Below are 24682 nucleotides of genomic sequence, written 5' to 3'. Positions count from 1 at the left end.
TCACCAGTTTCCCGAGGCGGCCTCTTTCAAGATCAGCTTCTCCAGCGTCAGGTCCGACACGGCCTTGCGCAGGCGCTCGTTCTCCTTCTCGAGGTCCTTCAAACGCTTCACCTGGTCGGACTTCAGCCCACCGAACTCCTTGCGCCACCGGTAGTAGGTGAACGGCGTCACGCTGATCGTACGGATCGCTTCCGCAACCGGGCGGCCTTGCGACAGCAACACGTCGACCTGCCTCAGCCTGGCGACGATCTCTTCCGGCTTGTGCTTCTTCTGTCCCATTCTCGTGTCCTCCAGCGGCTCAAAAGCCTACTTCACGGAGGGCCACTTTTCAGGGGGCAGGCCAGGCAGCGGCTCTCCCGGCGTGTCGGGTGCAATAGCTGAAGTCTTCGACGCCGAACCGCCGTCCTGAACGCTGTAACTCTGCGATCGCTTGAACAGGATCGCTGCGGTAGCGTCGGCTTATGCCTATACGCGTCGCGAAGCTGCCCGACTAGTTTCACCCGGTCGCGCCAATCGGCGGCTTGGAAGCGGACGACCCAAAGCGATCGGGCGGCTATCAACTCAACGTCGCCCTTCGCGCAGGGGGCAACGTGTCCGAAGAGCAGACATAGCCAGCATGAGTTCCCGATCGTAGGGTTGTGGCAAGGAGCTTCATCCCGGCGCCGACGGAGACCCACGCATGGACCTCATGAACCTCCTGAAGTCCGTCGAGGAGTTGCTCTACGAACTCGTCTCCTGGCTCCTGTTCTACCCCCTGACGCTCTGGAAATGCATCCGTCATCCGATCCGCATGATGGCCTGTGCCGAGGCCGAACTCGGCTCCGACGCCAAGGTCCGCTACTCCGCCGCCATCAGCCCGCCGATCTTCCTGTTCCTGACCCTGCTCATCGCTCACCTTATTGACCTGCGGTTCGGCCTGCCGATGCGCGAACTGACGGGCGCCATGGCCGATCCACGCAACCTCCTTCTGTTCCGGGCGGTGCTCTTCAGCCTGTTCCCGCTGATGATGGCGGTGCAAGGGATCCGCAGGCTCGGGCAGCCGCTCACCCGCGAGACGTTGCGCCCCGCCTTCTTCAGCCAGTGCTACGCGGCGGCGCCCTTCGCCCTGGCCTTCGATCTCGCGATGACCAGCGCGCGCTACGCCAATCCTACGGCCTGGACCGTCTCGGGTGTTCTGTTCGGTGGGGGGCTCGTCTGGTACGTCGCCGTAGAGACACAGTGGTTCGTGCTGCATGCGGGCGTCGGCCTAGTCGAGGCACTGGCTCGTGTGATCGTCACAATCTTCGTCGGCGCCGTGCTCTTCGTCCTCATCGCGCTGGTCATGGCGTCCTTCATCGCGCCCGCCTGACGCAGGTCACCGCTCGCCGGATCAGGTGCCGGTCGGCAGGTGACTTCCAGCATAGCCGACGGCGAAGATCGACCAGTCGTTGAGGATATGCGCTCCGGACAAGACCCACAGGTTCCCGGTGCGCAGGTAGGCTGCGGTCAGCACCAGCCGTGCCGTGCCGTGCCGATGACGGCGAAGCACTGGACCACGTTCCAGTCGTAGGTCGGAAGATGCATGGCCGAGAAGAGGAGCGTCGAGACCGCGATGCCCATCGCAAGGCCACCGCGCCGGCCGATGCACATCCTCGCCGTGCAGAACCATGTGACAGCCAGAAGCGGCAGGACCATCACGACCTCTTCCCCAACCAGTTGGACGGAGGTCCGCACGAGAAAGATACTAACGGCAAGGGCGTTGGCGTTCGCTAGAACGTCGCCGACACGGTTCGGCTCCAGCGGCGCGAACGGTCGCATGGCCAAGGCCATCGCCAACGAGGCCATCAGGGTGGCGATGCCGAACAGGAGGGATAGGCCGAACGCTCGAACTCCGTATCCGCGGAGCAGGCGCCCGACCTTGCCACCGGACACGACATGAAGCGTGACGAGCGGGATCGCTGTGAAGGCCAGTGCCCAGACGACGGAGAGGATGCCGTCGAAGACGCGTGGCGGTGCCAGCAAAAGGACCGCGAAGCCGACAGCGACAGAAACGAGCAGGAGGACCCAGCCGCGTGCGCTAATTGTGCCGGATGCGGTGGGTTCGGCGGACTGGTACGGTAGCTCGTTCCTTTCCGGTGAGACAAGGGCTGCCGGCCGTCCGGGCCGCCCGCTCATCGGTTTGTCAGTTCACCGATATGAAGTTGCCGTCGCCTTCGAACCAACAGTTGAAAAAGGTCGTGCGTCCACCATCGCGGAAGTTGCCCTGGACCACGATGCGCTCGCCGCTTCGGAAGGCCATGTTGGTCGTCACGTCGCTCGACCGCACGTCGAACTCCTCGGTCGCCTCGCGGCGGCACTGGTCGGGTAACGCTCCCATGGACACCCCGGCAGAGCGTCTGCCTCTGGGCTCCGGTCGTGCATCACCGCTCCGGCTCATCCCGTCGTCGGGCGCCGCCTTGATCTGGCAGACGCCGTTCGCGCGCCCCTTGCCCGTATAGGACACGTCGGGCGTGCCGTCCGGACGGTTCGTCAGCGAGATCGTGACCCCGCCGGAGCGCGCCTCGTAGTAGTTGTCGTTGAAGCGCTTCAGAGTCGCCTCACGCCCGCCGACGTAGATCGGACCGCCCTCGTCGGCATGGACCTCGATCCGTCCGGGGCACGTAGCGTTGATGAAGGGAACCGCGGCCATTGCGGACGTCGTCGACATTGACAGGGCTGCGGCAGCAAGGCCCAGGGCGGGGATCAGGACGTGCATGGGTTCAACTCCAAGCTGACGTTGCACGGATGCCGATCACCAATCTGTCCGCCCGGCTTACGACCTGCAAGCGACGTCAGCTTCGGACCCAACGCTCCTTCGAAGCAGGCCGGCACGAAACCACCCGGTCCAGCCGATCGGCCCTGCGGAAGCGGACGTCTTGAAGCGGTCCATCCGCTACCGACCCACATTGCCGCTGGGGCTGCCGCCAAAACGTCCGCGAAGCAGACATCCATTCCACATGATACCAGGGTGCTGCGAGACTACCCAGAGGCACCCTAGTGCTCATGCCTCACCGCTAACGCCTAAGGCGACGATCGCCGAAGCGAGTTCGCGATAGGAATGCAACGGGCGGCCGAGCATCTTGGTTAGACGCTCGCCGTCGCCGTCCGCCGGGATCATGCCGTCGCTGACATAGCGCTCGGCCATCAGGCGCATCTCGTAGGCCTGCCACTTGGGCATGAAGCTCGCCATGTTCGCCTCGAACCCGCTCGGGTCATCGCCGCCGTAGGCGACGGGTCGACCGAGCGCCTCGGACCAGATGCCGGCGACATCGTCGCCTGTTAGCGTGTCGGGGCCGACGAGATTGATGGTCCGGATCGGCAGCTTCTCCGTCGCCGAGTCTCGGCGGATCAGCTCCAGCGCCGCGACCTCCGCGATGTCACGTGCGTCCACCATCGCGACACCCTTCGAGCCGATCGGCATCGGGTAGACGCCGTGCTGGACGATCACGTCCTTCACCATCACCTCGTTGTCGATGAAGTAGGTCGGCCGCAGGATCGTGGCGCCGAAGCCCATCGCCTCCAGCATCCGCTCGGCGCCGTACTTCACCGCGAAGTGCGGGACGTTGACGGCGCGATCGGCCTCGAACACCGACAGGTAGACGATGCGATCGATACCGGCCTCGCGGGCGATGTTGAGCGCAATGAGGGCCTGCGTAAATTCGTCGCCGGTCACCGCGTTCAGGAGGAAGAGCGTGCGGACCCCGGAGAAGGCGACGCGCAGCGCGTCGATGTCGAGTAGGTCGCCCTTCGCCACCTCGACGCCGTCGGGGAAGGCGGTCCTGGCGGGGTCGCGGGTCAGGACGCGGACGCTCGCGCCGCGCTGGACAAGCTGGTCGACGACGTTGCGGCCGACGCGGCCGGTGGCACCGGTGACGAGGATGGTCATGGGAGGGGTTCCTTTCGGTTCGAGCCGGTTTGGCTGACCTAAAGATCGTCGATCCACATCCGTACCAATAGCCGCTATATCGGGACGCGCCGTCTCGCTGGTGGAACAGTATGGATCTCCTCGCCCTCGTCGACTTCACGCTCGTCGCCAAGCATGGCGGGTTCGGAAAGGCCGCCCGAGCGGCCGCACGACCCAAGGCAACGCTGTCACGTCGCGTAGCCGAACTCGAAGCCGCTCTGTCCCTGCGCCTGTTCGAGCGGGGGCGACGCGACCTCAAGCTGACGGAGGAAGGGCGGGCCCTGTTCGAGCGGGCGGGCAGCCTCCTGACCGAACTCGAGGAGACCACCGCGGCGATCGCGTCGGGCGGCGAAGCAGTCCGCGGCCGGCTCCGGATCAGCGCGCCGCTCCTGTTCTCGCAGACCGCGATGGGACGCCTGGCGGTGGCGTTCGCCCTTCGGCATCCGGCCGTCCGACTGGAGGTGACGACCGACGATCGCCCGGTCGACATGATCGAGGAAGGGTACGACCTCGCGATCCGGGTGAACCCGGCGCCGGACGCCGATCTCGTGGGGCGCGCTTTCCTGCACGATCGACTAGTGACCGTGGCGAGCCCCGCCCTCGCGCGTCCCTGCCAAGGCGCCACCATCCCGGTGGTGCTTCGCGGATCGGGCGATCCAAACGCGATCTGGGAGCTCGAGATCGCTGAAGGCCAGATGCGCGTGGCTGTCGACCCGGTCATGCGCCTTTCGTCGCTCGTCATGGTTCGCGATGCGGTGCGTGTGGGCGTCGGGGCGGCGCGCCTACCCGTCTCGCTCGTCAGTGGCGATCTCGCCGGTGGACGATTGGTCGGCTGGGGTGAGGTACCGGGATCCGAGATCGCGTTGTGGGCGCTCTACCCTTCGCGGCGCCTTCTCAGTGCTCGCGTGTCCGCCTTCCTCGATCTGTTGAGAGAGGCATTCCCCCGGGGCACCCCGGAGGAGCTGGCGACCTATGTCGACGGTTGAGCCCTCAATGCGGCACCGGAAGTGCTGCCTCGGGCCCCGTGTCACGGCACCCTAAGGGATTGGCGAGCGGGCGTTCGAAACCAGCGTGCGTCTCGCGGAGCTCCCTTGCCGGCATCAAGCCCTTCCCCGGATCGAACGCCGTCCGCCCTGCACTTGCCCGCGACGGCTAGGAGCGAACCTGCGGTGCCTGCACGTCCAACACCCAAGTGATGCCGAACCGGTCACGGACCATGCCATAAAGCGGCGAGAAGCCGGCCGGGCCCAGCGGCTGAAGCACCACCCCGCCCTCGCAGAGCCCTTCCCAGTACCGCGTGACCTCCGCGGCATCACCACCACGTACCGAGACGAAGACCGGGATCGTCCCGGGGTCCCAAGGACGACTGGCCGGCACGTCGAAGGCCATCACGTGGAAGCCGTCCTCCGACGCGACCTCGCCCCAGATCACTTGGTCGGCTTCCGCCGGATCGGTGACGGCGTGAGCGTCGGCGTAGGTGAAGAGCATCTGTCGCCCGCCGAACACGGACTGGTAGAAGGCGAGCGCCTCGCCAGCTTGCCCGCGGAAGTTCAGGTGGGTGGTCGTCTTGATGGTCATGCCGGTTCCCTTTCGCACTTGACGAGAAACAGGGTAGACCGACCCAACTGACAGTTCGCGACAGTTGGCGAAGGGGAGATGGCATGGCGCGGTCGGATCGGTTGTTCCGCCTTCTCCAGGCGATGCGCACGATGCCCGCCCCGATCACCGCGGCGCGGCTGGCAGAAGCGACCGAGGTCTCGCAGCGATCGCTCTACCGCGACATCGACGCCCTACGCGCGGCAGGGGCTCGGATCGAGGGCGAGCGAGGCTACGGCTACCGCCTGATCGAAGACTACGCGCTTCCGCCCCAGACGTTCGAGCGTGCTGAGATCGAGGCGATCTCGCTTGGGATGGCGGAGGTCGCCAGCATGGGCGACCCGGTGCTGGCCGAGGCGGCGGCATCGGTCCTCGCCAAGGTCGCCGCTACGCTGCCCGACGACCGCGAGCAGTATCTCCTACACGCCATCTCACAGGTCTTCCGGCCGACACCGCGCTATGAGATGACGCCTCACATGGAGATCGTGCGCGGGGCGTGCTGGCGGGAGGAAGCGCTACGGATCGCCTATGCCGACAAGAACGACGCGGTCAGCGAACGGATGGTCCTGCCTCTCGCCGTCGTCTACACCGACCGGACGCAGACCATGCTCGCGTGGTGCTGCCTGCGAGAGGACTTCCGCATGTTCCGCGCCGACCGTCTTCGGACCGTCTCCCTGGCCGGGTCAAGCTTCCGGCCGCGCCGGGCCGCGCTCCTGCGGGACTATGTGGCGGAACTGAAGCGGCAGCATCCAACGCCGGACGCGCGCATATGAGGCTGTCGCCAAGTGCAGGTCCGCTATCATACTGTTATCTCTGATAGCAGACCGTCTCAAAACCACCCGGTCGAGCCGATCGGCGCGGGGGCGCCGGACGCCCGGAAGCCCGGAAGCCCGGAAGCCCGGAAGCCCGGAAGCCCGGAAGCCCGGAAGCCCGGAAGCGGACCACCCGCTTTCGACCCAGTCGAGCCGGTCTTATGCCTCGATTGGGGACGAGTTGGTGCCTATGTCCCCGTCTGGTTCCGTCTGGCCATTCGCAACGCGTCTTCCAAGTTCGTTTCTCAGCCAAGCCAAGGATACGAACTTGCCTCTGATCTCGACCCAACTGGACTACGCCGAGCGCGATCGCACCATTGCCGTCAACACGTATACGACCGTGTTGCGCCGCGAGCGCGTACCACATGCGCTGTTCGCTACGTACTGGCGCGATGTGCACGGACCTTTGTGCTCACGTATACCAGGCCTTGCCTGGTACGTTCAGAACCACTTCAATCGAGAACAGGACGCTCATCTGTGGCCAGAGATCGACGGAATCCAGCGCTTCTGCGATTATGACCTCGATGGCGGCGTGGAGATCGGGTTTGCAAGCGCTGAGGATCAATTGATCTTCAACGACGCCTGTAGCCTTCTCTTCGCCGACGAGCAGAACATGTTCGCGGCAACGGTCGCCTACGCGCTGCCCAAGGGATCAACGACATTCGTCGATCGCTCTCGCGATCCTGTACCCAACGGAGACGATGGGCTGGATCGGATCCACGTTCATTTGGGAGCTTCACACGAGGATGCGGGTGCGTTCGGAGCGCGCATCGAGAGGCTGGCCCGGCATCTGGCGGGCGAGGCTGTCGTACTGAAGCTACGGTTGCATCTGCCGGACCGCTACGACAACGCAAAACCTGCCCCGCCGGCCCCCGACGTCGCGCACGACGTCCCCCCGGAGCGCGGGTTGGTTGCGATCCTTGAACTGGCGTTCGCCACGCCGCTCGAACGGCGGCAGTTCTATGCATCGTCCACCTTCAAAACCGCCACGCAAGATCTCGGCCAGGACGTTGCCCACGCAACGGGCTTTGCGGTCAGCGGGGTCTACACGTATGTGCGCGACAAGGAGCTGACTCTGGCAGGACTGCGTGGAAGTCGCCCGGCTCAGCTCATCGAGCAGATCGGCGCGGTGAACCAGACCGGCGAAGACGTCCGGACGCTGATCGCCACGGGCGAGATCCCGTCACGCGCGTAGCGACGCCAACTCGCGAGCCGCATGTCCACTGCTTGCGGCACGGCCGATTGTTTCTGCGGCGGCGCTATCACACGATGGCTGTGCCGTCGGTGACGCTCGTCGCCCTAACAAGCTCGGCTGCTGGTTGGCTGACACTGTCCGTTTCCGCGATCTGTCATCCATTAGCGGACCGGAGATTTCTCACCCAACACCAGCCCTCGGTAAATCAGTGGCGGACACCCAAAAGCCGTTCGACAGCTTCGACCGCTACTGACCATCACGGTTGGTATTCAACAGCGACTTGAGCCACGACTTGGCCCAGCAACTTCCCGTTCTGGCGCCTCCTCTTTTGAAGCCAGCCAAAGAACTCGCGACATAACGTCCTGAAGGCTGGGAGCGGAAGGGTCTGCTGTATTGTCCGGGCTCGCGATGCGGCATGGTCAGCCCGGTTGAGGACGGGGGCTTAAGACCGATGACGAAACTGAAGGCGTATGCGATCGCGGTTCTCTCGACGCTGGCCATGATGCCGGGGGCCACGGCGCAGGAGCCGGTCACCCTCACCTTCGCGGCTCACTACACCGACACCGAGATGGCGCCGCTCACCGCCTGCTTCCGTCGCTACGAGGCCGAGAACCCCGGCATCCGCATCGCCTACCGGCAGACGCCGATCGCGGACTTCATACAGAACGTCATGACCTCGCAGGTCGCAGGCGCCAACCCCGACATCTACAACGTCTATTCAATCTGGGGGAAACGCCTCGTCGACAATGCGATCCTCGCCGAACCGCCGCAGGAGATCCTCGACTTCATCGCCCAGAACTTCGAGGCGAGCACGGCGCAGTCCGCGGTGATCGACGACAAGCTCTGGGGCATCCCCGCCGAAGTCGCCCTCTACATGCTGATCTACAACAAGAAGCTGTTCGCCGAGGCCGGCATCGCCGAACCGCCGAAGGACTGGCCGAGCCTGATGGATGCGGCGGCCAAGATCGCCAAGCGCGACAGTCTCGGCCGCGTCGAGGTTGCGGGATACGCGTTCGGGCCGAGCGTCGCCAACGCGGCGCACCCGTTCCGGACGCTCCTCTTCTCGAAGGGCACGAGCATCCTGACCGACGACCTCGCGGGCACCCACCTGACAGAGCCGGCCGCGGTGGAGGCCCTGGAAGGCCAAGCGCAGCTCTTTCGCGACGGCCTGACCAGCGCATCGCACCAGATCCGCGACTTTCCGGCAGGACGGATCGGCATGATCACAGGCGCCAACTGGATGAAGCAGCTGATGCGCGAGGGGCTGGGCGACAAGCTCGACGAAACGGTCGGCGTCGCCCCGATCCCCGGCGGTCCGGACTGGAAGACCTACCAGTACTCCTTCTACCAGAGCGTGGACGCCAAGAGCGCACATCCGGCGGAGGCTTGGGCGCTTCTGCGCTGGCTGCACAGCCCGCAGGGCGAAGGGCAACGGTCCTGCGTCGGCGACATGCTGGTCTCGCTCGGCAGCCTGACGGCCAACAAGGCGGATCTTGCGGCATCGCAGGCTGATTTCGGCGACGCCTTCACCGCTCCCTTCGTCGAGGCGCTGCGTTCGGGGCGTGCGATAAGCGATCCCAACATTGCCCAGACCGCCGAGATGGACCGTGTCCTTCGCACGCAGATCGAGGAGGCCTGGCTCGGCCGCATGAGCCCCGCCGACGCACTCGCCAAGGCGGACGCCGAGATCACGAACCTCTTGGCCCTGCCGCAGTGAAGGGCATTTCGGTCAGCCGGACCCGGGGCGCTTGCCGGGCATGACGCTCGGCAGGCGGCTTGCGCCGTATGTGTTCCTCGCGCCGGCGCTGGTCCTCGGGACGGTGTTCTTCGTCCTGCCGCTCGTTCTGTCGCTGGGCCTGAGCTTTGCAACCTGGAACTCGCTTGCCCCACCGCGCTTTGCGGGGCTTGCGAACTATCGCTACCTCCTGACGCGCGATCCCCTGTTCTACGCCTCGCTACGCAACACGGCCGTGTTCGTCGGCGCGACGATCGCCGTTGGCGTGCCGCTGGCGCTGGCGCTCGCCCTCGCCTTCCGCCGGAGCCGGCTGAAGCGTCTTTGGCGCAGTGCATTCTGGCTGCCGACCGTCACCAACGTCGTGGCGGTCGCCTATATCTGGCAGTTCCTTTTGGCGGACCCGTATGGACTGGTGAATCGGCTCCTCGCGTTCGTCGGCATCGCAGGTCCCGCCTGGCTCGCCGATCCGGCCTTCGCGATGTCCGCGCTCGTGGTCGTCTTCGTCTGGTTCCACGTCGGACAGGACATGATGCTTCTCGCTTCCGGACTCGACGGGATCGACGAGGCTTGCGAGGAGGCCGCCGAGATGGACGGTGCCGGTCCGCTGCGGGTGTTCTGGTACGTGACCCTGCCGCTCCTGAAGCCGACGATCCTCCTCGTCGCAATGACCAACATGATCAAGGGCGTCGGCTACTTCGCGCTGATGCTGGTTCTGACCGGCGGCGGCCCCGTCAACTCCACGCATGTCGCGGCGCTCCACATCTACACCATGGCCTTCTCGGACCTGCGTCTCGGGCTCGCCTCGGCGGGCGCCTACATCCTCCTCGTGATCGTCTTCGCGATCGCGCTCCTCCAGCTGCGGCTCATGCGCCGGGGCGGGCTGGAAGCCTGGTGAGCGGGGCTGCGACACCGGCGCGCGTGCGGCGCCATCCCGTCTGGCGCCTTGCGGCCTTCGCCGTCCTGACGCTGGGCGCCCTCGCCATGGTGGTGCCGTTCGCCGATCTCTTCCTCGGCGCCCTGCGCACGCCGGCCGAACGGCTGATGCGCCCTCCTCCCTATCTTCCGGCAACGCCCGTCTGGCGCAACTTCACCGATGTGTTCTCGCGCTACCCGCTGGCGCTGTGGATCTTCAACAGCACCCTCACCACGGTCTCGATCACGCTTCTTCAGGTCGCGACCAGCGTTTCGGCCGGCTATGCGCTGGCCAAGTTCCGGTTCTGGGGGCGCGACGCGATCCTGCGCTTCGTGATCGTCGCCCAGCTCTTTCCGTTCTTCCTGTTCCTGATCCCGCTCGTCTTCTTCCTGCGCTACTGGCCGCTTCTGGGAGGCAACGACCTCTTCGGCCAGGGCGGGACGGGCCTTCTCGGCACCTATGCGGCGCTGATCCTGCCCTTCTCGGTCTCGTGGTACGGCATCTTCCTGATGCGCCAGTTCATGATCGGCGTGCCCGACGACCTTCTGGAGGCTGCCCGCATGGACGGGGCGGGCGAATGGCGCATTCTCTGGTCGATCGTGCTGCCGATCGTGCGCCCGGCCGCCGCCACGCTCGCCCTCTTCGTATTCGTCTACCACTGGAACGAGGTGGCCTGGACGCTGACCGTCACGCAGAGCGCACCGGAACTCCAGACCGCGCCCATCGGCATCTACATGGTTCGGGGCGCCTTCGACACCGAAAGCCAGCTGTCGCTGCAGCAGGCGATGATCCTCGTGACCATCGCCCCGGTGATCGTCGCCTTTCTCCTTCTTCAGCGCTTCTACGTCAGCGCCCTGACCGGCTCGCCGGCGCGCACCCGCTAGCGTCCGTCCGCTTCGAGGCTCCAGGCGACATGCAGGGCTTCGGGCTCGCGATACAGGGGATAGAGCGGCCCGACCGCGCGATCGACCGCTGCTGTATCGAGAAGAGGCTGGCGACCACCGAGCCGCTCCAAAGCCTCCGGCGTCAAGCGGATGGGCCGGAGCGTGTCGCTTTCCGCGCCGAACCGGATGAAATCGCTCCCCGCCTCCATCAGCCGGCGCGCGTTGCGCTCGCCAATCCGGTAGTAGCTCATCGTCTCGACTTCGAGACCGGGCACGATCACCTTGGCGACCCCGACACTCGCATCGCGAGGCGAGCCGTCCACGACCAGAACGTCGAAGCCTGCGGCCTCCAGCGCTTCCGCCGCAAAACGCCCGCGTTCGCGACTTGTGGGCAGAGGGTGGGCCGGCAGCTCGCGGAACGCCTTGGTTGCGCGGCGCGAGAAGACCGACCCGTCGAGTTCGGCCTTGAGGTCTGACACCTCGCGCGTCGACCAGTCCCGCATGGCGGTGAAGGCCCGGCTCTCGCCGCCGACGAGGCTCGGCATGGCCTGCGCGAGGAAGTCCTCGATAAAGCTCTCGGGCGCCACGCGGCGCGGCTCGCTCATCGGCCCATGGGCGTAGCTCTTGCGCACGCGCGCCGAACAGAACTCCAGGAGCGCCTTGCGCAGCGCCGTCGCGCGGTCGGGATCGCAAGCCTCGCCGCAGGCCGACAGCATGATCGGCGTGCGCGGCCCGAAGCCCGGCCGGTCGAAGCCCACGACATAGACATTGGCGAGGCCGAACGCGTCGCTCGCGAACTTCGGGATCACCTCGATCCCCGCTGCGTCGAGATGCTTAAGAAGATCCCGGGTCGGCGAGTCGAGATCGGACGAGTCGACGTCGAGCACGATCCCCTTGTCCAGCGCGCGAAAGCCGAGCCCGTTGCCGTCGCGCTGAAGTAGCTCGAGGAGGCCGTGCCCGACGGCCCAGTCGAGATCGGGACCGGCGCCCAAGCCGTTGGTAATCAAGGTCGTGAACGGCTGGTAGCCATCGGGGAGTTCGAAATAGTCCGTCGCCGCGACGTCCATGGGAACGAGCACCCGCTCGCCGGTGCGTCGTCGCCTCGCCTCGATCCAAGCGAGTGGCGTATCGTGGGTGACCGGACTGCCGGCCGGCAGGCACAGTGTCAGGGGATCGACGATGCCTGCCGCGCCGCGCTCGGCCTTCAGGCTTCGGTAGCTACCGATCCAGCGCGGCTCCTCGATCAGGCGCAGCGTCGGCAGGATCGCTTCGGCGATCTCGGCAAACGCCCCGATCAATGCCGTGTCGTCGTCGAACCCGTATCCGTAGCCCGACGGCAGGTTGCCCGGAAGCGCCGCCCCATCGTTGAGGAACAGCGCGACCTTCCAGGCGCGCACGCCGGTCCGGTCGAGATCGTGCAGTGGAAATCCGACGAAGCGCCCAGGCGGTAACGCGTCCTGGTAGGCTCGCGCGGCGTCAGGGAGCGTTGGCAGACCCATCAGGCTCATCGGCAACTCCAGACTGGAGCAAAGCTCCGGCATTTCACAGAAGGGCCCAAAGCGAACCGGACTGCCCGATACCTGGAGTTCCCGCCCCGATTGGCGACAAGAGGGTTGTTGCGTGGATGTTTAGCCGCAGGGATGAGCGGGTGTGCCTGGCAGCACCTGCAGCCGAACGTCCGTAGCCGCTTAGGGCCTGAAGCGAGCACTATCTCCGTGGCCTTTCCCATGAGGAGAAGCGCGCAGATGCCAGGCAACGAGCAATGGTCTGATCTGGAGCCGCTGATCGAAGCGTGCCGCGCGCATCCGAAGGTTCCGAGCCCGCACATAGGTCAGACCCTCAAGGCCAGCCTTTGGCATCACCAACCAGAACGCTTTCGGTGGCTCATCATCGGGTTTGCCTTGCCGGCACGACGCAAAACTGACCGATGTCAGATCGTATAGAAGCGTGAAAGCCGCGCCAGCGCGCAGGATCACCCTTCAGCGGACCGGCACGGACGGGGAAGCATGGGAGCGTCGGCGACACGCCGCAACCGACGCGCCGCCGAAAATGAGCTGTGGATTTGCGCAGGTGGCTATGCCGACTGGGGAATGATGTTGATCATGTCGTCTTCGGTTGGCTGCTTTGCAGGCTTCAGCGTCAGCGCCTGATCCGGCTCGACGGATCGCTTGCGGGTTCGCGGCTCCAGCATCACCGTCTCGCCCGTGTCCAACGACCGTGCGACCGCCTCGAGGACTTGCATATCGAGGAGCCCTTCCTCGCCGTCGGCTTCCGGGTGGCGGTCGTTGAGGATACAGTCGGAAAAGTATTCCGTTTCGTTGCCGAACTGCTCGACCGGGTCGAAGCGGTGCTCGGTCTCCCCATCCTCGGTCTTCTCGACATAGGCGATGCCGACCTTGGGCCCGAACATGAAGCAGGGCGAGGCGTGGATGCTGGCGTTCCGGCCAACGAGGGTGAAGGATTCGGACGGGGCGGTGGCGTAGCTGACGGTGAACTGCGCCAGCCGCTCACCCGGGAAGCGCAGTGTCACTGCCACCGTGTCATGGAAGTTGAAGCCGCGGCTCGGCGTCTTGGTGCCGACCGCGTGGACGGATATCGGCTCCTCCCCGAAGAGGTTGCGCACCGCGTTCAGGGGATAGGTGCCCATATCCGGCACCGGGCCGCCCCAGTATCCGTTGTGGCCACGTGAGTTCTCCTCGCGCACGTTCTGGGCGAAGGTCGAAGTGAAATAGCGGAGTTCGCCGAACTCGCCCTTGCGGGCTCGTGTGATCATCTCGACCGTACCCGGCTCGTGGTGGAGGCGGTAGGCAATCATCAGTTTTGCGCCGCCCCTGCGCTGCGCAACAAGGATCGCCTCGGCCTCCTCGACGCTGGAGGCCATCGGCTTCTCGAGCAAAACGTGGATGCCCGCTTCAAGCGCAGGGACTGCGTGGTCGCGGTGGAGGAAGTTCGGCGTCGCGACGTAGACTGCGTCGATCTCGCCGGACGCCAGCAGTTCACCGTACTGCTCGTAACTCCAGGCCTTGATGCCGTACTGCCCTGCCAGCTTCTCGGCCTTTACGGGGTCTCCCGTCACGAGCGCAGCGAGTTCCGAGTTGCCCGTGCGCCCGATGCCGGGCATGAACGCCTGCTGCGAGATCTGTCCCCCGCCGACCACAGCGTAACGGACCTTCTTCCTGCTTCCGAACATCATGCCTTCCTGTGTCTCGTCGCGATCGCTTCGCGTCGAGGTCGGAAGGTATGAGAGGTCCAGATGTTCCCCTACGCAGATGCGCGGCAGCGTCACTACCCTATGCGAAGTCTAGCGCGAGCATATTGCATAGCGATAATTACGGACCGCTAGCGACCCGTCACGGTCGCTCGTTGTTGATTCACACGAATTGGAAAGCGGACGCTCGGATTGATCGGCCTAGCGATCCTCAGCAACACTACGACGCGCACCCTACGGTTTCTCACGCCCTCGGCTGAAGGCGGCTGGAGCGCAGATCCCCGGATAGCTCGAGCAGGCCGTACGCGGTCGCAGCGATGTGGGATTCGATGCGCTTGAGGTCTCGCATGATGTCGAGTTGCATCGAGCTCGCGTCGATCCGCTCGCGTCGGCCCCCACGCATATGAATGACATGCCGCTGTGTGGTGGCTCTTTCGAGTTCGCGAAACCCCTCCTTCTCAACCACCAGCCGGTGCGCCGCCTCCACATCCCCGGACATAAAGACGGCAACTGCGAGCTGGAGGTGATCAAGGAGGCGCGTATGCATGTCGTCGATCTGCCGTCTGGCATCCTCTGGTAACTCGATGCCGGATCGAATCCGTTTGGCGGCATTGTCCATCAAGCTGCGATCGATGATGTCGCCGATGTGCTCAAGGTTGATGGCCAAGGCCAGCGTATCAGACAGGCGGCGCGCGTCGGCGTCGCCGAGCGGCTCCCGACCGATGAGGCCGAGATAGTTCTGGATCGCGGCGAACAGCCTATCGAGGATGTCGTCCATTTTTCGCGTGGCGGCGATCTTCTCGTGGTCGTCCTCGTGGAATGCCTGCTGGGAGGCCCGCAGCATTTGATCGATGACGTCGGCCATGCGCAAGGTCTCACGCCCAGCATTGGCGAGCGCGACCGATGGGATGGACACGGCAGCTTCGTCGAGATAGCGCGGCGCGCCGGGATCTCTTGCCGCGGCCCGAGCAGGGAAGAGGTTCTCGAGCCAATGCGCCATTTGCGGCAGAAGGGCGATGAAGATGAGCCCCATACCCACGTTGAAGGCGACGTGGAAGTTCGCTGCGGCGTGCGCCGGCGAAGCATCGAGCGACAGCATGGCCTCGCTCAGTGGTCCGAGGAACGGCAGGGCAAGAGCACAACCGACGAGGCGGTTGATCAGATTGCCGAGGGGCAGCTGCATTCGTACGGGATCGTCGCCGAGGCTGGAGATCAGCGGATTGAAGGCGCTGCCGAGATTGGCACCGAGGACCATTGTGAGCGCTGCCTCGGGAGCAATCACCCCTGTGCCTGCGAGCGACATGATGAACAGCATCGCGGCGACGCTTGAGTGAGCAGCCCAAGCCAGTCCCGCGGCCAAAAGCATGGTCAGCAGCGGGTCGGCTGTGACGGACCGAAGAAGGTCACTGAGCGCTTGTGATTGCTCCAGAGGTTCCATGGTGGCGATGAGCAGATGAAGCGCAAGGAGGATCAGACCGAGGCCGATCAATGCCGAGCCGGCGTCGCGCACCGCCGAGGTGCGGCCGGAGCGGTAAGCGAGGCAGCCAGCCAGAAACAGCGCCGGGAAGATTCCGGTGATATCGAAAGAGACAAGCTGGACGATCAGCGTCGTGCCGATGTTGGCGCCGAGCATGACGGCCAGTCCAGGCATCAGGTCCACGACGCCGCCCGCGGTGAATGCGGTGACCATCATCGCCGTGGCCGTGCTGCTTTGAAGAAGAGCGGTCACGCCGATCCCGGTCAGCAACGCACAGCCTCGGTTTTGCAGACCGATGTGCAGGACCCGGGTCAGCCGACTGCCGAGTGCGCGCCGCACCCCGGTCGTCACCATGTGAATGCCGTAGAGGAGAAGGCCGATCTGGCCGGAAAGGCTGATCAGGATCTGCGTGGCGGACATGCGACACTCCTGCCTGGATCGGATGCTTCCCGGACCCAGACTGCACGAAGAAGCCTGCGTCTGACTGTCATAAAGCGCAAGCCGTGCGCTTTTAGCTGGCTTGCTTCAAGGAATTGCAGTTCGGTTCCTGTTGCGATTGTCAGCAACGCGTTTGCGGACACGTAGCGTTCAGGTATAGCCCCTCCGGATCAGGCCTTCTCAACCTCGTCGGTTCGATATTGTCCGCTTCCGCTTTGAGCATCCAGGTTTAGCGAACGACTTGCTTCGGCCCCATGCGCTGATACAGCGGACGTTCAAGTGCGATACAGCAGCGATTGACATAAGTTCCCCCTTTGCAGGCGCCGGCGTATTGACCCGAGGATTCCGCTGCTAGGCCGGAGAGAGAGATCGGTTACACGGCCCTTGCGACCGACGACCGCCACACGAGCGGTGCCTCGAACACGCGATCCGCCGGCTCCTCGACCAACCTGCCCGCGACGATCCGTACGGTCCAGTCGGTAATGTCGACCACGGGTTGCGCGAAGGTCGTGAGATCGTAGGACGCCCACCCAGCCTGCTCGATATCGTCGAACCCGATGACCCCAACCTCGTCCGGGACGCGGCGACGGAAGCGGTGGCGGACGGCGTCCATCACGCCGCAGGCCAAAAGGTCGGTGACGGCAAAGACGGCATCAGGCGGCTCATCGGATGAGAACAGCGCCGTCCCCCCTTGCAGCCCGCTCTCGTACGCCGTCGCGCCGCCTTCCCACACCGTAACATCTGCCCCAGCTTCCATGGCGACGGCGATGAAGCACTCTCGTCGGGCGAGAAGGCTCGGGGTTCCGATCCCCGAGGTGACGAGGGCAAGGCGCTTATAACCGGCGCGAAGGAAGAGGGTCGCGGCCGTTCGGGCAGCGCGGGCGTTATCGACCGCGAGATTGACGGTGCCGGGCAGGTGATCGTTCCGGTTGAGAAGCACGAGGCGCTGACCGCTGTCGAGGCAGCTTTGGGCGATTGAGCGATAGGGTGTGCCGGACAGCACGACGGTCGCGTCGGCACGGTAGTTCAGGGTCTGGCGCAGCGCCCCCTCGACATTGCCGGAAGTCCTGCCCGCGTTCAGAACCATCACGACCTTGCCCGCCTCCTGAAGCGATCGCGACAGGTTTTCGAGCAGTCGCGACAGGTACGGCGTCTGGATGTCGGCAACGATAAGGCAGACGATCCCCGTCTGTTGGCGCATGAGCCCGCGTGCCAGATGGTTCACATGGTAGCCTAGTTCGGCCGCGGCAGCCTCGACCTTGGCGCGCGTGTCCGGAGAGATGCTCGCCCCTGGCGTGAACGCGCGGGATACGGCGGACCGCGAAACGCCGGCAAGGCGCGCGACCTCCTGGGCGCTGGCGAAAGCGGGCCCCGTCCCCCGACTGCGCGTCGTCTTGCTCAGAACCCGATTTCCCTTGCATGGCCGTGCATCGGTTTGATGCATCACATTGGCACCACGATGCCCGGTTGACAATCGACGGTGTCCGGTTGAGCTTGCACAGCAGTGCAACGCTCATCACGATGCTGGGAGGCTCGATCATGCGCACCAAACTTCTCGTCACGACCATCCTGTTTGGCGCCATGGCTGCGGTCCTGCCTGCCCGCGCGGCGGGTACGCTCAACCTTGTTTGCGCCGCCGACGTCAAATGGTGCGAGCTGATGGAACGGGAGTTCGAAGCCAGCCACGACATCGACGTGAACATGGTCCGCATGAGCTCCGGCGAGGCGTACGCACGCCTGCGGGCCGAGGCCCGCAACCCGAAGACCGACGTCTGGTGGGCCGGCACGGGCGATCCGCACCTGCAGGCGGCCGACGACAACCTGACGCTGGAATACAAGTCGCCGATGCTGGACCAGTTGCAGCCCTGGGCGCAACGCCAGGCCGAAGTGTCCGGCTACAAGACGGTGGGCGTCTATTCCGGTGCGCTCGGTTGGGGCTACAACACGCAGATCCTGGAAAAGAAGGGGCTGGCCGCGCCCGCCTGCTGGAAGGACCTGACGGACGCCAAGTACAAGGGCGAGATCCAGATCGCCAATCCCAACTCGTCGGGCACGGCCTACACCGCGCTCGCCACGCTCGTGCAGCTGATGGGCGAGGACGAGGCCTTCGCCTATCAGAAGGCGCTGAACGCCAACGTCACCCAGTACACGAAGTCGGGCTCGGCCCCGGTGAAGGCGGCGGCGCGCGGCGAGACCGGCATCGGCATCGTCTTCATGCACGACGCCGTCGCCATGACCAAGCAGGGCTTTCCCGTGAAGACCGTGGCGCCGTGCGAGGGCACCGGGTTCGAGGTCGGCTCGATGTCGATCGTCAAGGGCGCCAAGAACCTCGAGAACGCCAAGGTCTTCTACGACTGGGCGCTGTCGCCCGAGGTCCAGTCGAAGGCCGCCGAGGCCGACAGCTTCCAGCTGCCGTCGAACAAGGGCGCGACCGTGCCGCCCGAGGCGCCCAGGCTCGATGACATCAAGCTCATCGACTACGACTTCGCCAAGTACGGCAACGCCGAGACTCGCAAGGCGCTGCTCGAGCGCTGGGACCGCGAGATCGGCGCCGCCGCCAACTGATCCGGCCTCGGCGGGCGCCGCCTCGGCGCCCGCCGTCCTCCAGTCCTCGGGAGATCCAGCCGATGGATTCGCGCGCGCGCCGGCTCGACGGTGCTCTCACCCTCGCCTTCGTCGCCTTCGCCCTTCTGCCCTGGTACGGCATTGAAGGCGGCCTCTGGTCGCTTCGCTGGCTCGGTGCATGGCCCCTCTCCCCGGACGCCGCGCCGGGTCTCCTGCAGATCGGCCTGCGCTCGGCGCTCTGGCTCGTGCCGCTCGCCGCGCTCCTTGCTGCGGCCGTCGCCCTGCGCTTCGTGCCCCCCGGCGAGCGGCGCGGGCGCTGGCTCACGGCCGTCGGCGGCATCGGCCTCGCCTTTCTCGTCTCGGAAGGTCTGGCGATCGGCTACGGCGGCTGGAACTGGAGCGGCTGGGAAAGCCTCTTCGGCGCGCTGGACGACGGCCAACCACCGTTCGGCCTCGGCGCCTTCGCGCTGGCGCTCGCCTTCCTTCTCTTCCTCTCGTTCGGTCTTGCCGAGCGCGGGCGCCTGCGCGGCGACGCCTTCGTGCTGTCGGCCATCGCGCTCGTCGTCGCGCTCGTCACCGCCTTCGTGCTCTATCCGCTGGCGAGCCTCTTCGCAGGCGCCTTCCAGGCCATCGACGGCTCGTTCGACGCGACGAGCTTCCTCGCCAACATCCAGGACCCGTCGATCTGGTCGCTCGCCTGCCTGACGGGCGCCGGCAGTTGCGGCCTCGCCTGGCGCACCGTGACGCTCGCGATCTGCACGGGCCTCGGCACGACGATCCTCGGACTCGCCTTCGCGCTCGTCGCCACGCGCACGGCCTTTCCCTTCAAGCGCCTGCTGCGCCTTCTGACGATCCTGCCGATCATCACGCCGCCCTTCGTCATCGGTCTCGCCCTCATCCTTCTGTTCGGACGCTCGGGCGTCGTCACGCAAGGCATCCTGACCCTGACGGGCCTCGACGGCGGCCGCTGGCTCTACGGCCTGCCCGGCATCTGGATCGCGCAGATGCTGAGCTTCACGCCGATCGCCTTCATGGTGCTGATCGGCGTGATGGAGGGCATCAGCCCGGCGATGGAGGAAGCGGCGCAGACCATGCGGGCCAACCGCTGGCGCACGTTCTGGACCGTCACCTTCCCGCTCATGCGTCCCGGCCTCGCCAACGCCTTCCTCGTCGGCTTCATCGAGAGCATGGCCGACTTCGGCAATCCGCTGGTGCTCGGCGGCAGCCATGGCGTTTTGTCGACCGAGATCTTCTTTGCCGTGGTCGGCGCGCAGAACGACCCTGCCCGCGCGGCCGTGCTCGCGCTCGTCCTTCTCGGCTTCACCCTGTCGGCCTTCTTTCTTCAGCGCCTATGGCTTCGCGGGCGCAGCTACACGACCGTGACCGGCAAGGGGGATTCGGGACGCCACGCGCCGCTCGATCGCAGGTTGCGCGCCGTGGTGGTGACCGTCGTATCGGTCTGGGTGCTCTTCACGCTGACCGTCTATGCGATGATCATCGCCGGCAGCTTCGTGCGCACGCTCGGTCTCGACAACACGCTGACGCTCGACCACTACGCCAAGGCTTTTTCGGTCTCGGCTGGGGACGCCGGCCTTCTGTGGACCGGTGTCGCCTGGGATTCGTTCTGGACCACGATGGAGATCGCCCTCATCGCCGCGCCCCTCACAGCGCTGGTCGGCCTCCTTTCGGCCTATCTCCTGGTTCGGCAGCACTTTGCCGGCCGGGAGGCGCTGGAGTTCGTGCTGATGCTCTCCTTCGCCATTCCCGGAACGGTGATCGGCGTATCCTACGTCCTCGCCTTCAACCTGCCGCCGATCGAAATGACGGGCACCGCGCTGATCCTCGTGATCTGCTTCGTCTTCCGCAACATGCCGGTGGGCGTGCGCGGCGGCATCGCGGCCATGAGCCAGCTCGACCGCAGCCTCGACGAGGCCTCACTGACGCTCGGCGCCAATTCGTTCACGACGCTGCGGCGGGTCGTGCTGCCGCTGCTCAAGCCCGCCATCGTCGCGGCGCTCGTCTACTCGTTCGTGCGCTCAATCACCTCGATCAGCGCCGTCATCTTCCTCGTCAGCGCCCAGTATAACATGGCGACCTCATACATCGTCGGCCTCACCGAGAACGGCGAGTACGGCGTCGCCATCGCCTATTCCACCGTGCTGATCGTCGTCATGATCTGCGTGATCGCGCTGTTCCAACTTGCGGTGGGCAAGCGCACGCTGCGGCGCGAGACCCGCAACGCCGCACCGGCCGCCGCCGCACCGACGACCGCCGCCACGCTTTCGCAGGAGACGCCCGCATGACCCAAGCCCCTGTGCAAAAAGGGTCCGTCCGCTTCGACGCCGTCGAGAAGCGCTTCGGATCGGTGGTCGCCATCCGCTCGCTGAGCTTCGACATCGAGCCAGGCACGCTGGTCACGCTGCTCGGCCCCTCCGGCTGCGGAAAGACCACGACACTGCGCATGCTGGCGGGCCTCGAGCAGCCGACGGCGGGGCGCATCCTGATCGGCGGGCGCGACGTCACCAACCTGCCCGCCAACGAGCGTGACGTCTCGATGGTGTTCCAGTCCTACGCCCTCTTCCCGCACATGACCGTCGGCGAGAACGTCGCCTACGGCCTGCGCTCGGGCGGCAGTTCCAAGCGCGAGGCGATGGAACGGGGAAAGGACGGCCTGGCCCTCGTCGGCCTCGAAGGCTTTGCCGAGCGCCTGCCGAGCGAACTGTCCGGCGGCCAGCAGCAGCGCGTGGCGGTGGCCCGCGCGCTCGTTCTCGAACCCCAGGTCCTGCTTCTCGACGAGCCGCTGTCCAATCTCGACGCGCGGCTGCGCCGCCACGTGCGCACCGAGATCCGGGAGCTTCAGCAACGCCTCGGCTTCACAGCCGTCTACGTGACGCACGACCAGGAGGAGGCGCTGGCGGTCTCTGACCGCATCATTGTCATGCAGGCCGGCGAGATCGCGCAGGCGGGCACGCCGCGCGAGCTTTACGAGACGCCGGCTTCCTCCTTCATCGCCGATTTCATCGGCGAGGCGAACGTCGTTCCTTGCGAGGTCGCAAGGCGGGCGGACGGCGGGCTGGAAGCCAGGCTCGGCGGCCTGCGCCATCCGATCCGGATGCCGACGGCGCGTGAAGGCGCCGCCAAGCTCGCGATCCGCCCCAATGCCATCACGTTGGGCGAGCCGGGCCCCGATCGCCTGGACGGGCGCGTCACGAGCGCCGCCTATCTCGGCGACCACATCGAATACGAGGTCGAGACGACACACGGCCGCCTCTTCGTCGTCGACTCCGCCATCGAGAACGTGCGCCCCGTTGCCAGCGATATCGGCATCGGCCTGCACGAGCGCGGCGTCGCCCTGATCCCTGCCTGAGAGAAACCATGTCCGACCCGATCGAACACTCCGACACCACTGTCGCTGATCGCCAGATGTTGGCCGAAGCCATCGCCCGAGAGGGCGGGCGTATCGCCCTCGCCTATTTCCGCGATCGTTCCCGCTTGACGATCGACCAGAAGACGAGCGGGCAGGACGTCGTCTCCATCGCCGACAAGGAGGTGGAGACGCTCCTGCGCGAGCGGATCGCGGCAAGCTTTCCCGATGACGGCCTGCTGGGCGAGGAGTACGGCCTGCAAGAGGGCACCTCCGGCTTCCGATGGGTGATGGACCCGATCGACGGCACCAGCCCCTTTGTGTTCGGCATCCCCGCCTGGTGCGTCTCGATCGCGATCATGCGGGGCGATGCGATCGTGGCCGGCGTCATCTACGCGCCGACCACCGACGAGCTCTATTCCGCGCGTCGCGGCGGCGGCGCGACGCTCAACGGACAGCCCATCCATGTTTCGAGCGAGGCGACGCTCCAGTCCGGCGTCCTCGGCCTCGGCGCCAATCACCGTATTCCCAGCCGGGTCGTCTCCGGCGTCGTCCAGCAACTTCTCGACGAAGGCGGCATGTTCATCCGCAACGGATCCGGCGCGCTGATGATGGCCTATGTGGCCGCGGGCCGTCTGGCGGCCTATTGGGAGCCACACATGAATGCCTGGGACTGCTACGCAGGCTACGTGCTGATCAAGGAAGCTGGCGGCTGGATCGTGGATCCGTCAGGGTGGAGCAGCATGAGCGCGGGCGGAGCGGTGATCGTGGGTTCGCCTGGCACGAAAGCGGACCTCCTGCGGATCGTCGGAGCGAACGCCGCCTGAACGGTCGTCCCATCGCTGAGCCTTCGCCATGGCATCGCTGCTGTTTGTCACCCATCCTGAAGTCGTCGTCGATCCGGCGGTGCCGATCGAACGCTGGCAGTTGAGCCATAAAGGCATCGAGCGGATACGAGCGTTCTCGCGTTCGTCAGTGTGCGCCGACGTTCGCACGGTGTGGGCCAGCGGCGAGACGAAGGCGATCGAAGCGGCTGGTATCTTGGCCGGGGCTCTGGGTCTCGGCATCCAGGTCTCGAAGGATCTCGGCGAGAACGACCGGAGCGCGACCGGCTTTCTCCCGCCGGCTGAGTTCGAAGCGGTCGCCGACGCCTTCTTCGCGAATCCGAACACCAGCATCCATGGTTGGGAGCGGGCGATCGATGCGCAGACGCGCGTCCGGCAGGCGGTGCTTCGAATCCTGGCCCAGCATGGAGAAGGTGACGTGGCAGTGGTTTCCCATGGAGCCGTCGGCACGCTGCTGTTCTGCGCGCTTTCGGGCCATGCCATATCGAGAACCTTCGATCAGCCCTCCCAGGGACATTGGTGGAAGGCCGTCCTGCCGAGCCTTCGGCCGACGAGCGGCTGGGCTCCGATCGCACCCCGCTGAAGCTTGAGGATGGCTTCGATCGCTATCGAGTCCGACCGCCGCGCCTATCAGGTCGCGGCCATGCCCATTCGTATGAACGAAGAGCACCGCGCGGAAATTTGCCTGGTGACGTCGCGGAGTACGGGACGCTGGATCATTCCAAAGGGATGGCCCATGAAGAGGCTGCCCGACCCGGAGGCCGCGAGGATCGAGGCGAAGGAGGAAGCCGGGGTCGTCGGGATCGCCTTCCCTGACGACGTAGGTTCCTACACGTACTGGCGTCGAACCCGCATCGACTTCCGGCTCACTCGGGTGGATGTCTATGCGCTAAAGGTAAAGCGGCAGAAGAAGCGTTGGAAGGAGCGGGATCAGCGCACGGTCAGATGGGTGTCCTTGCTCGAAGCAGCTGATTTGGTCCTCGAGCCGGAACTCAGCACGCTTATGCTGAACCTTCCGGCGAATGTGACGGCTTGCGATTTCCTGGGAAATAAGGCGAGCATCAAGTTCTGACTACCGGTGTCGGAGCGGTCGTTCTGCAATGTCTGCTTTGCGGCTGACGTGACCCCCTGAATTTCAGCCATGGATGGCTAGAGTCCGCCCAACGATAGGGGACGGACAGATGAAGAAGTCACAGTTCACGGAAGAGCAGATCATTGCGATCCTGCGGGAACAGGAGGCGGGCGTTGCAACGGCTGAGGTCTGCCGAAGACACGGCGTCGGCTCGGCCACGTTCTACAAATGGAAGGCCAAGTTCGGCGGCCTCGACGTGTCGGAGGCGCGACGCCTGAAGGGCTTGGAGGACGAGAACGGCCGCCTGAAGCTGGCCTGCGTCCAACAGGTGGCCCGGTTCAAATCTAATGCATGGTGGGCTTGCCGGCGACGTTTAAGATGGCCGGCGAAGCGGGTTGGGGTGGCGCAGCCGGCCACGGCACGACGGCTGGTGCCGGCGGGCGGTAACCCAGGCTCGAGTGCGGGCGTTTGGTATTGTAGTGCTGACGCCAACCTTCGATGACGATGCGCGCCTCCGCAAGGCTGTAGAAGATCTCGCCGTTCAAGAGTTCGTCCCGAAGCTTGGAGTTGAAGCTCTCGCAGTACCCGTTCTCCCAAGGGCTGCCCGGCTCGATGAATGCGGTCCTGGCGCCGACCGCCGTGATCCACTCGCGAAC

At 65.5% G+C, this 24682-nt stretch carries 23 protein-coding genes and 2 pseudogenes; 14 read left to right on the top strand and 11 right to left on the bottom strand.

What is annotated here, in order from left to right; translation table 11 throughout:
• Window positions 1–9 precede the first annotated feature (9 nt).
• Window positions 10–279 (bottom strand): annotated as a pseudogene (locus BM175_RS21120) (transposase); the annotation flags it as partial.
• Between the two features lie 400 nt (window positions 280–679).
• On the opposite strand from BM175_RS21120, the gene BM175_RS21115 reads away from it, so the two are divergent.
• The gene (locus tag BM175_RS21115) at window positions 680–1348 is read left to right on the top strand and encodes a hypothetical protein (RefSeq protein WP_090966653.1); all 669 of its coding nucleotides are present in this window, start codon (window positions 680–682) and stop codon (window positions 1346–1348) included.
• A 21-nt stretch (window positions 1349–1369) separates the two neighbouring features.
• On the opposite strand, the gene BM175_RS23275 is transcribed toward BM175_RS21115, so the two are convergent.
• The 4 genes from BM175_RS23275 to BM175_RS21100 form a co-directional block, all read right to left on the bottom strand.
• Window positions 1370–1492, bottom strand: coding sequence for a hypothetical protein (locus tag BM175_RS23275; RefSeq protein WP_280141137.1), 123 nt, complete (start codon window positions 1490–1492; stop codon window positions 1370–1372).
• Complete coding sequence (locus BM175_RS21110) at window positions 1486–2001, bottom strand: hypothetical protein (RefSeq protein ID WP_139224749.1); 516 nt, start codon at window positions 1999–2001, stop codon at window positions 1486–1488. The genes BM175_RS23275 and BM175_RS21110 overlap by 7 nt, the downstream gene beginning before the upstream one ends.
• 160 nt (window positions 2002–2161) lie before the next feature.
• On the bottom strand, window positions 2162–2734 hold the full coding sequence (locus BM175_RS23010) for a hypothetical protein (protein WP_210185822.1): 573 nt from the start codon (window positions 2732–2734) through the stop codon (window positions 2162–2164).
• Window positions 2735–3019: 285 nt separating this feature from the next.
• Window positions 3020–3904 carry an SDR family oxidoreductase gene (locus tag BM175_RS21100; RefSeq protein WP_090966650.1) on the bottom strand — a complete coding sequence of 295 codons (885 nt, stop codon included), beginning with the start codon at window positions 3902–3904 and terminating at the stop codon, window positions 3020–3022.
• 110 nt (window positions 3905–4014) lie between these two features.
• On the opposite strand from BM175_RS21100, the gene BM175_RS21095 reads away from it, so the two are divergent.
• Window positions 4015–4908, top strand: coding sequence for a LysR family transcriptional regulator (locus BM175_RS21095; protein ID WP_090966648.1), 894 nt, complete (start codon window positions 4015–4017; stop codon window positions 4906–4908).
• Window positions 4909–5074: 166 nt separating this feature from the next.
• On the opposite strand, the gene BM175_RS21090 is transcribed toward BM175_RS21095, so the two are convergent.
• A complete protein-coding gene (locus BM175_RS21090) occupies window positions 5075–5500 on the bottom strand; it encodes a VOC family protein (protein WP_090966646.1) in 426 nt (141 codons plus the stop codon).
• An 83-nt stretch (window positions 5501–5583) separates the two neighbouring features.
• On the opposite strand from BM175_RS21090, the gene BM175_RS21085 reads away from it, so the two are divergent.
• The 5 genes from BM175_RS21085 (at window position 5584) to BM175_RS21065 (ending at window position 11057) form a co-directional block, all read left to right on the top strand.
• Window positions 5584–6291, top strand: coding sequence for a helix-turn-helix transcriptional regulator (locus BM175_RS21085; RefSeq protein ID WP_090966644.1), 708 nt, complete (start codon window positions 5584–5586; stop codon window positions 6289–6291).
• Between the two features lie 307 nt (window positions 6292–6598).
• The gene (locus BM175_RS21080; RefSeq protein WP_090966642.1) at window positions 6599–7525 is read left to right on the top strand and encodes an EthD domain-containing protein; all 927 of its coding nucleotides are present in this window, start codon (window positions 6599–6601) and stop codon (window positions 7523–7525) included.
• Between the two features lie 451 nt (window positions 7526–7976).
• The gene (locus BM175_RS21075) at window positions 7977–9242 is read left to right on the top strand and encodes an extracellular solute-binding protein (protein ID WP_175526959.1); all 1266 of its coding nucleotides are present in this window, start codon (window positions 7977–7979) and stop codon (window positions 9240–9242) included.
• 40 nt (window positions 9243–9282) lie between these two features.
• Window positions 9283–10155 carry a carbohydrate ABC transporter permease gene (locus BM175_RS21070; RefSeq protein ID WP_090966639.1) on the top strand — a complete coding sequence of 291 codons (873 nt, stop codon included), beginning with the start codon at window positions 9283–9285 and terminating at the stop codon, window positions 10153–10155.
• The gene (locus BM175_RS21065) at window positions 10152–11057 is read left to right on the top strand and encodes a carbohydrate ABC transporter permease (RefSeq protein WP_210185821.1); all 906 of its coding nucleotides are present in this window, start codon (window positions 10152–10154) and stop codon (window positions 11055–11057) included. The genes BM175_RS21070 and BM175_RS21065 overlap by 4 nt, the downstream gene beginning before the upstream one ends.
• On the opposite strand, the gene BM175_RS21060 is transcribed toward BM175_RS21065, so the two are convergent.
• The 4 genes from BM175_RS21060 to BM175_RS21045 form a co-directional block, all read right to left on the bottom strand.
• On the bottom strand, window positions 11054–12565 hold the full coding sequence (locus BM175_RS21060) for a YcaO-like family protein (RefSeq protein WP_090966637.1): 1512 nt from the start codon (window positions 12563–12565) through the stop codon (window positions 11054–11056). The genes BM175_RS21065 and BM175_RS21060 overlap by 4 nt on opposite strands.
• A 566-nt stretch (window positions 12566–13131) precedes the next feature.
• Window positions 13132–14247, bottom strand: a complete 1116-nt coding sequence (locus BM175_RS21055) for a Gfo/Idh/MocA family protein (RefSeq protein WP_210185820.1) — start codon at window positions 14245–14247, stop codon at window positions 13132–13134.
• Between the two features lie 262 nt (window positions 14248–14509).
• Entirely contained in the window at window positions 14510–16162 is a 1653-nt protein-coding gene (locus BM175_RS21050) for a Na/Pi cotransporter family protein (protein ID WP_090966635.1), read from the bottom strand.
• Window positions 16163–16553: 391 nt separating this feature from the next.
• Window positions 16554–17582, bottom strand: coding sequence for a LacI family DNA-binding transcriptional regulator (locus BM175_RS21045; protein WP_244546106.1), 1029 nt, complete (start codon window positions 17580–17582; stop codon window positions 16554–16556).
• A 137-nt stretch (window positions 17583–17719) separates the two neighbouring features.
• On the opposite strand from BM175_RS21045, the gene BM175_RS21040 reads away from it, so the two are divergent.
• The 7 genes and pseudogenes from BM175_RS21040 to BM175_RS21010 all read left to right on the top strand — a co-directional run.
• Window positions 17720–18745, top strand: a complete 1026-nt coding sequence (locus tag BM175_RS21040) for an ABC transporter substrate-binding protein (protein ID WP_090966631.1) — start codon at window positions 17720–17722, stop codon at window positions 18743–18745.
• Window positions 18746–18807: 62 nt separating this feature from the next.
• Complete coding sequence (locus BM175_RS21035; protein ID WP_090966629.1) at window positions 18808–21048, top strand: ABC transporter permease; 2241 nt, start codon at window positions 18808–18810, stop codon at window positions 21046–21048.
• Window positions 21045–22112, top strand: a complete 1068-nt coding sequence (locus BM175_RS21030; RefSeq protein ID WP_090966627.1) for an ABC transporter ATP-binding protein — start codon at window positions 21045–21047, stop codon at window positions 22110–22112. The genes BM175_RS21035 and BM175_RS21030 overlap by 4 nt, the downstream gene beginning before the upstream one ends.
• A gap of 8 nt (window positions 22113–22120) precedes the next feature.
• The gene (locus BM175_RS21025; RefSeq protein ID WP_090966625.1) at window positions 22121–22936 is read left to right on the top strand and encodes an inositol monophosphatase family protein; all 816 of its coding nucleotides are present in this window, start codon (window positions 22121–22123) and stop codon (window positions 22934–22936) included.
• A 28-nt stretch (window positions 22937–22964) separates the two neighbouring features.
• Complete coding sequence (locus BM175_RS21020; RefSeq protein WP_090966623.1) at window positions 22965–23537, top strand: histidine phosphatase family protein; 573 nt, start codon at window positions 22965–22967, stop codon at window positions 23535–23537.
• A 9-nt stretch (window positions 23538–23546) separates the two neighbouring features.
• Window positions 23547–24026 carry an NUDIX hydrolase gene (locus BM175_RS21015; RefSeq protein WP_090966621.1) on the top strand — a complete coding sequence of 160 codons (480 nt, stop codon included), beginning with the start codon at window positions 23547–23549 and terminating at the stop codon, window positions 24024–24026.
• Between the two features lie 109 nt (window positions 24027–24135).
• Window positions 24136–24336: pseudogene (locus BM175_RS21010) on the top strand (transposase); the annotation flags it as partial.
• A 34-nt stretch (window positions 24337–24370) separates the two neighbouring features.
• Here BM175_RS21010 and BM175_RS21005 read toward each other — a convergent pair.
• On the bottom strand, window positions 24371–24682 hold a 312-nt coding region (locus BM175_RS21005; RefSeq protein ID WP_139224748.1), incomplete at its 5' end, for an integrase core domain-containing protein.

Source organism: Aureimonas phyllosphaerae, assembly GCF_900113065.1.
GTDB classification, from domain to species: Bacteria; Pseudomonadota; Alphaproteobacteria; order Rhizobiales; family Rhizobiaceae; genus Aureimonas; species Aureimonas phyllosphaerae.
This window is presented reverse-complemented; position numbering and strand designations above follow the sequence as displayed.

Coding starts and splice junctions, on each gene's coding strand:
- BM175_RS21025 (WP_090966625.1), top strand. CDS start 22,121: ATGTCCGACCCGATCGAACACTCCGACACCACTGTCGCTGATCGCCAG.
- BM175_RS21075 (WP_175526959.1), top strand. CDS start 7,977: ATGACGAAACTGAAGGCGTATGCGATCGCGGTTCTCTCGACGCTGGCC.
- BM175_RS21030 (WP_090966627.1), top strand. CDS start 21,045: ATGACCCAAGCCCCTGTGCAAAAAGGGTCCGTCCGCTTCGACGCCGTC.
- BM175_RS21070 (WP_090966639.1), top strand. CDS start 9,283: ATGACGCTCGGCAGGCGGCTTGCGCCGTATGTGTTCCTCGCGCCGGCG.
- BM175_RS23010 (WP_210185822.1), bottom strand. CDS start 2,734: ATGCACGTCCTGATCCCCGCCCTGGGCCTTGCTGCCGCAGCCCTGTCA.
- BM175_RS21085 (WP_090966644.1), top strand. CDS start 5,584: ATGGCGCGGTCGGATCGGTTGTTCCGCCTTCTCCAGGCGATGCGCACG.
- BM175_RS21020 (WP_090966623.1), top strand. CDS start 22,965: ATGGCATCGCTGCTGTTTGTCACCCATCCTGAAGTCGTCGTCGATCCG.
- BM175_RS21050 (WP_090966635.1), bottom strand. CDS start 16,162: ATGTCCGCCACGCAGATCCTGATCAGCCTTTCCGGCCAGATCGGCCTT.
- BM175_RS21090 (WP_090966646.1), bottom strand. CDS start 5,500: ATGACCATCAAGACGACCACCCACCTGAACTTCCGCGGGCAAGCTGGC.
- BM175_RS21115 (WP_090966653.1), top strand. CDS start 680: ATGGACCTCATGAACCTCCTGAAGTCCGTCGAGGAGTTGCTCTACGAA.
- BM175_RS21015 (WP_090966621.1), top strand. CDS start 23,547: ATGGCTTCGATCGCTATCGAGTCCGACCGCCGCGCCTATCAGGTCGCG.
- BM175_RS21100 (WP_090966650.1), bottom strand. CDS start 3,904: ATGACCATCCTCGTCACCGGTGCCACCGGCCGCGTCGGCCGCAACGTC.
- BM175_RS21055 (WP_210185820.1), bottom strand. CDS start 14,247: ATGTTCGGAAGCAGGAAGAAGGTCCGTTACGCTGTGGTCGGCGGGGGA.
- BM175_RS21035 (WP_090966629.1), top strand. CDS start 18,808: ATGGATTCGCGCGCGCGCCGGCTCGACGGTGCTCTCACCCTCGCCTTC.
- BM175_RS21060 (WP_090966637.1), bottom strand. CDS start 12,565: ATGAGCCTGATGGGTCTGCCAACGCTCCCTGACGCCGCGCGAGCCTAC.
- BM175_RS21095 (WP_090966648.1), top strand. CDS start 4,015: ATGGATCTCCTCGCCCTCGTCGACTTCACGCTCGTCGCCAAGCATGGC.
- BM175_RS21040 (WP_090966631.1), top strand. CDS start 17,720: ATGCGCACCAAACTTCTCGTCACGACCATCCTGTTTGGCGCCATGGCT.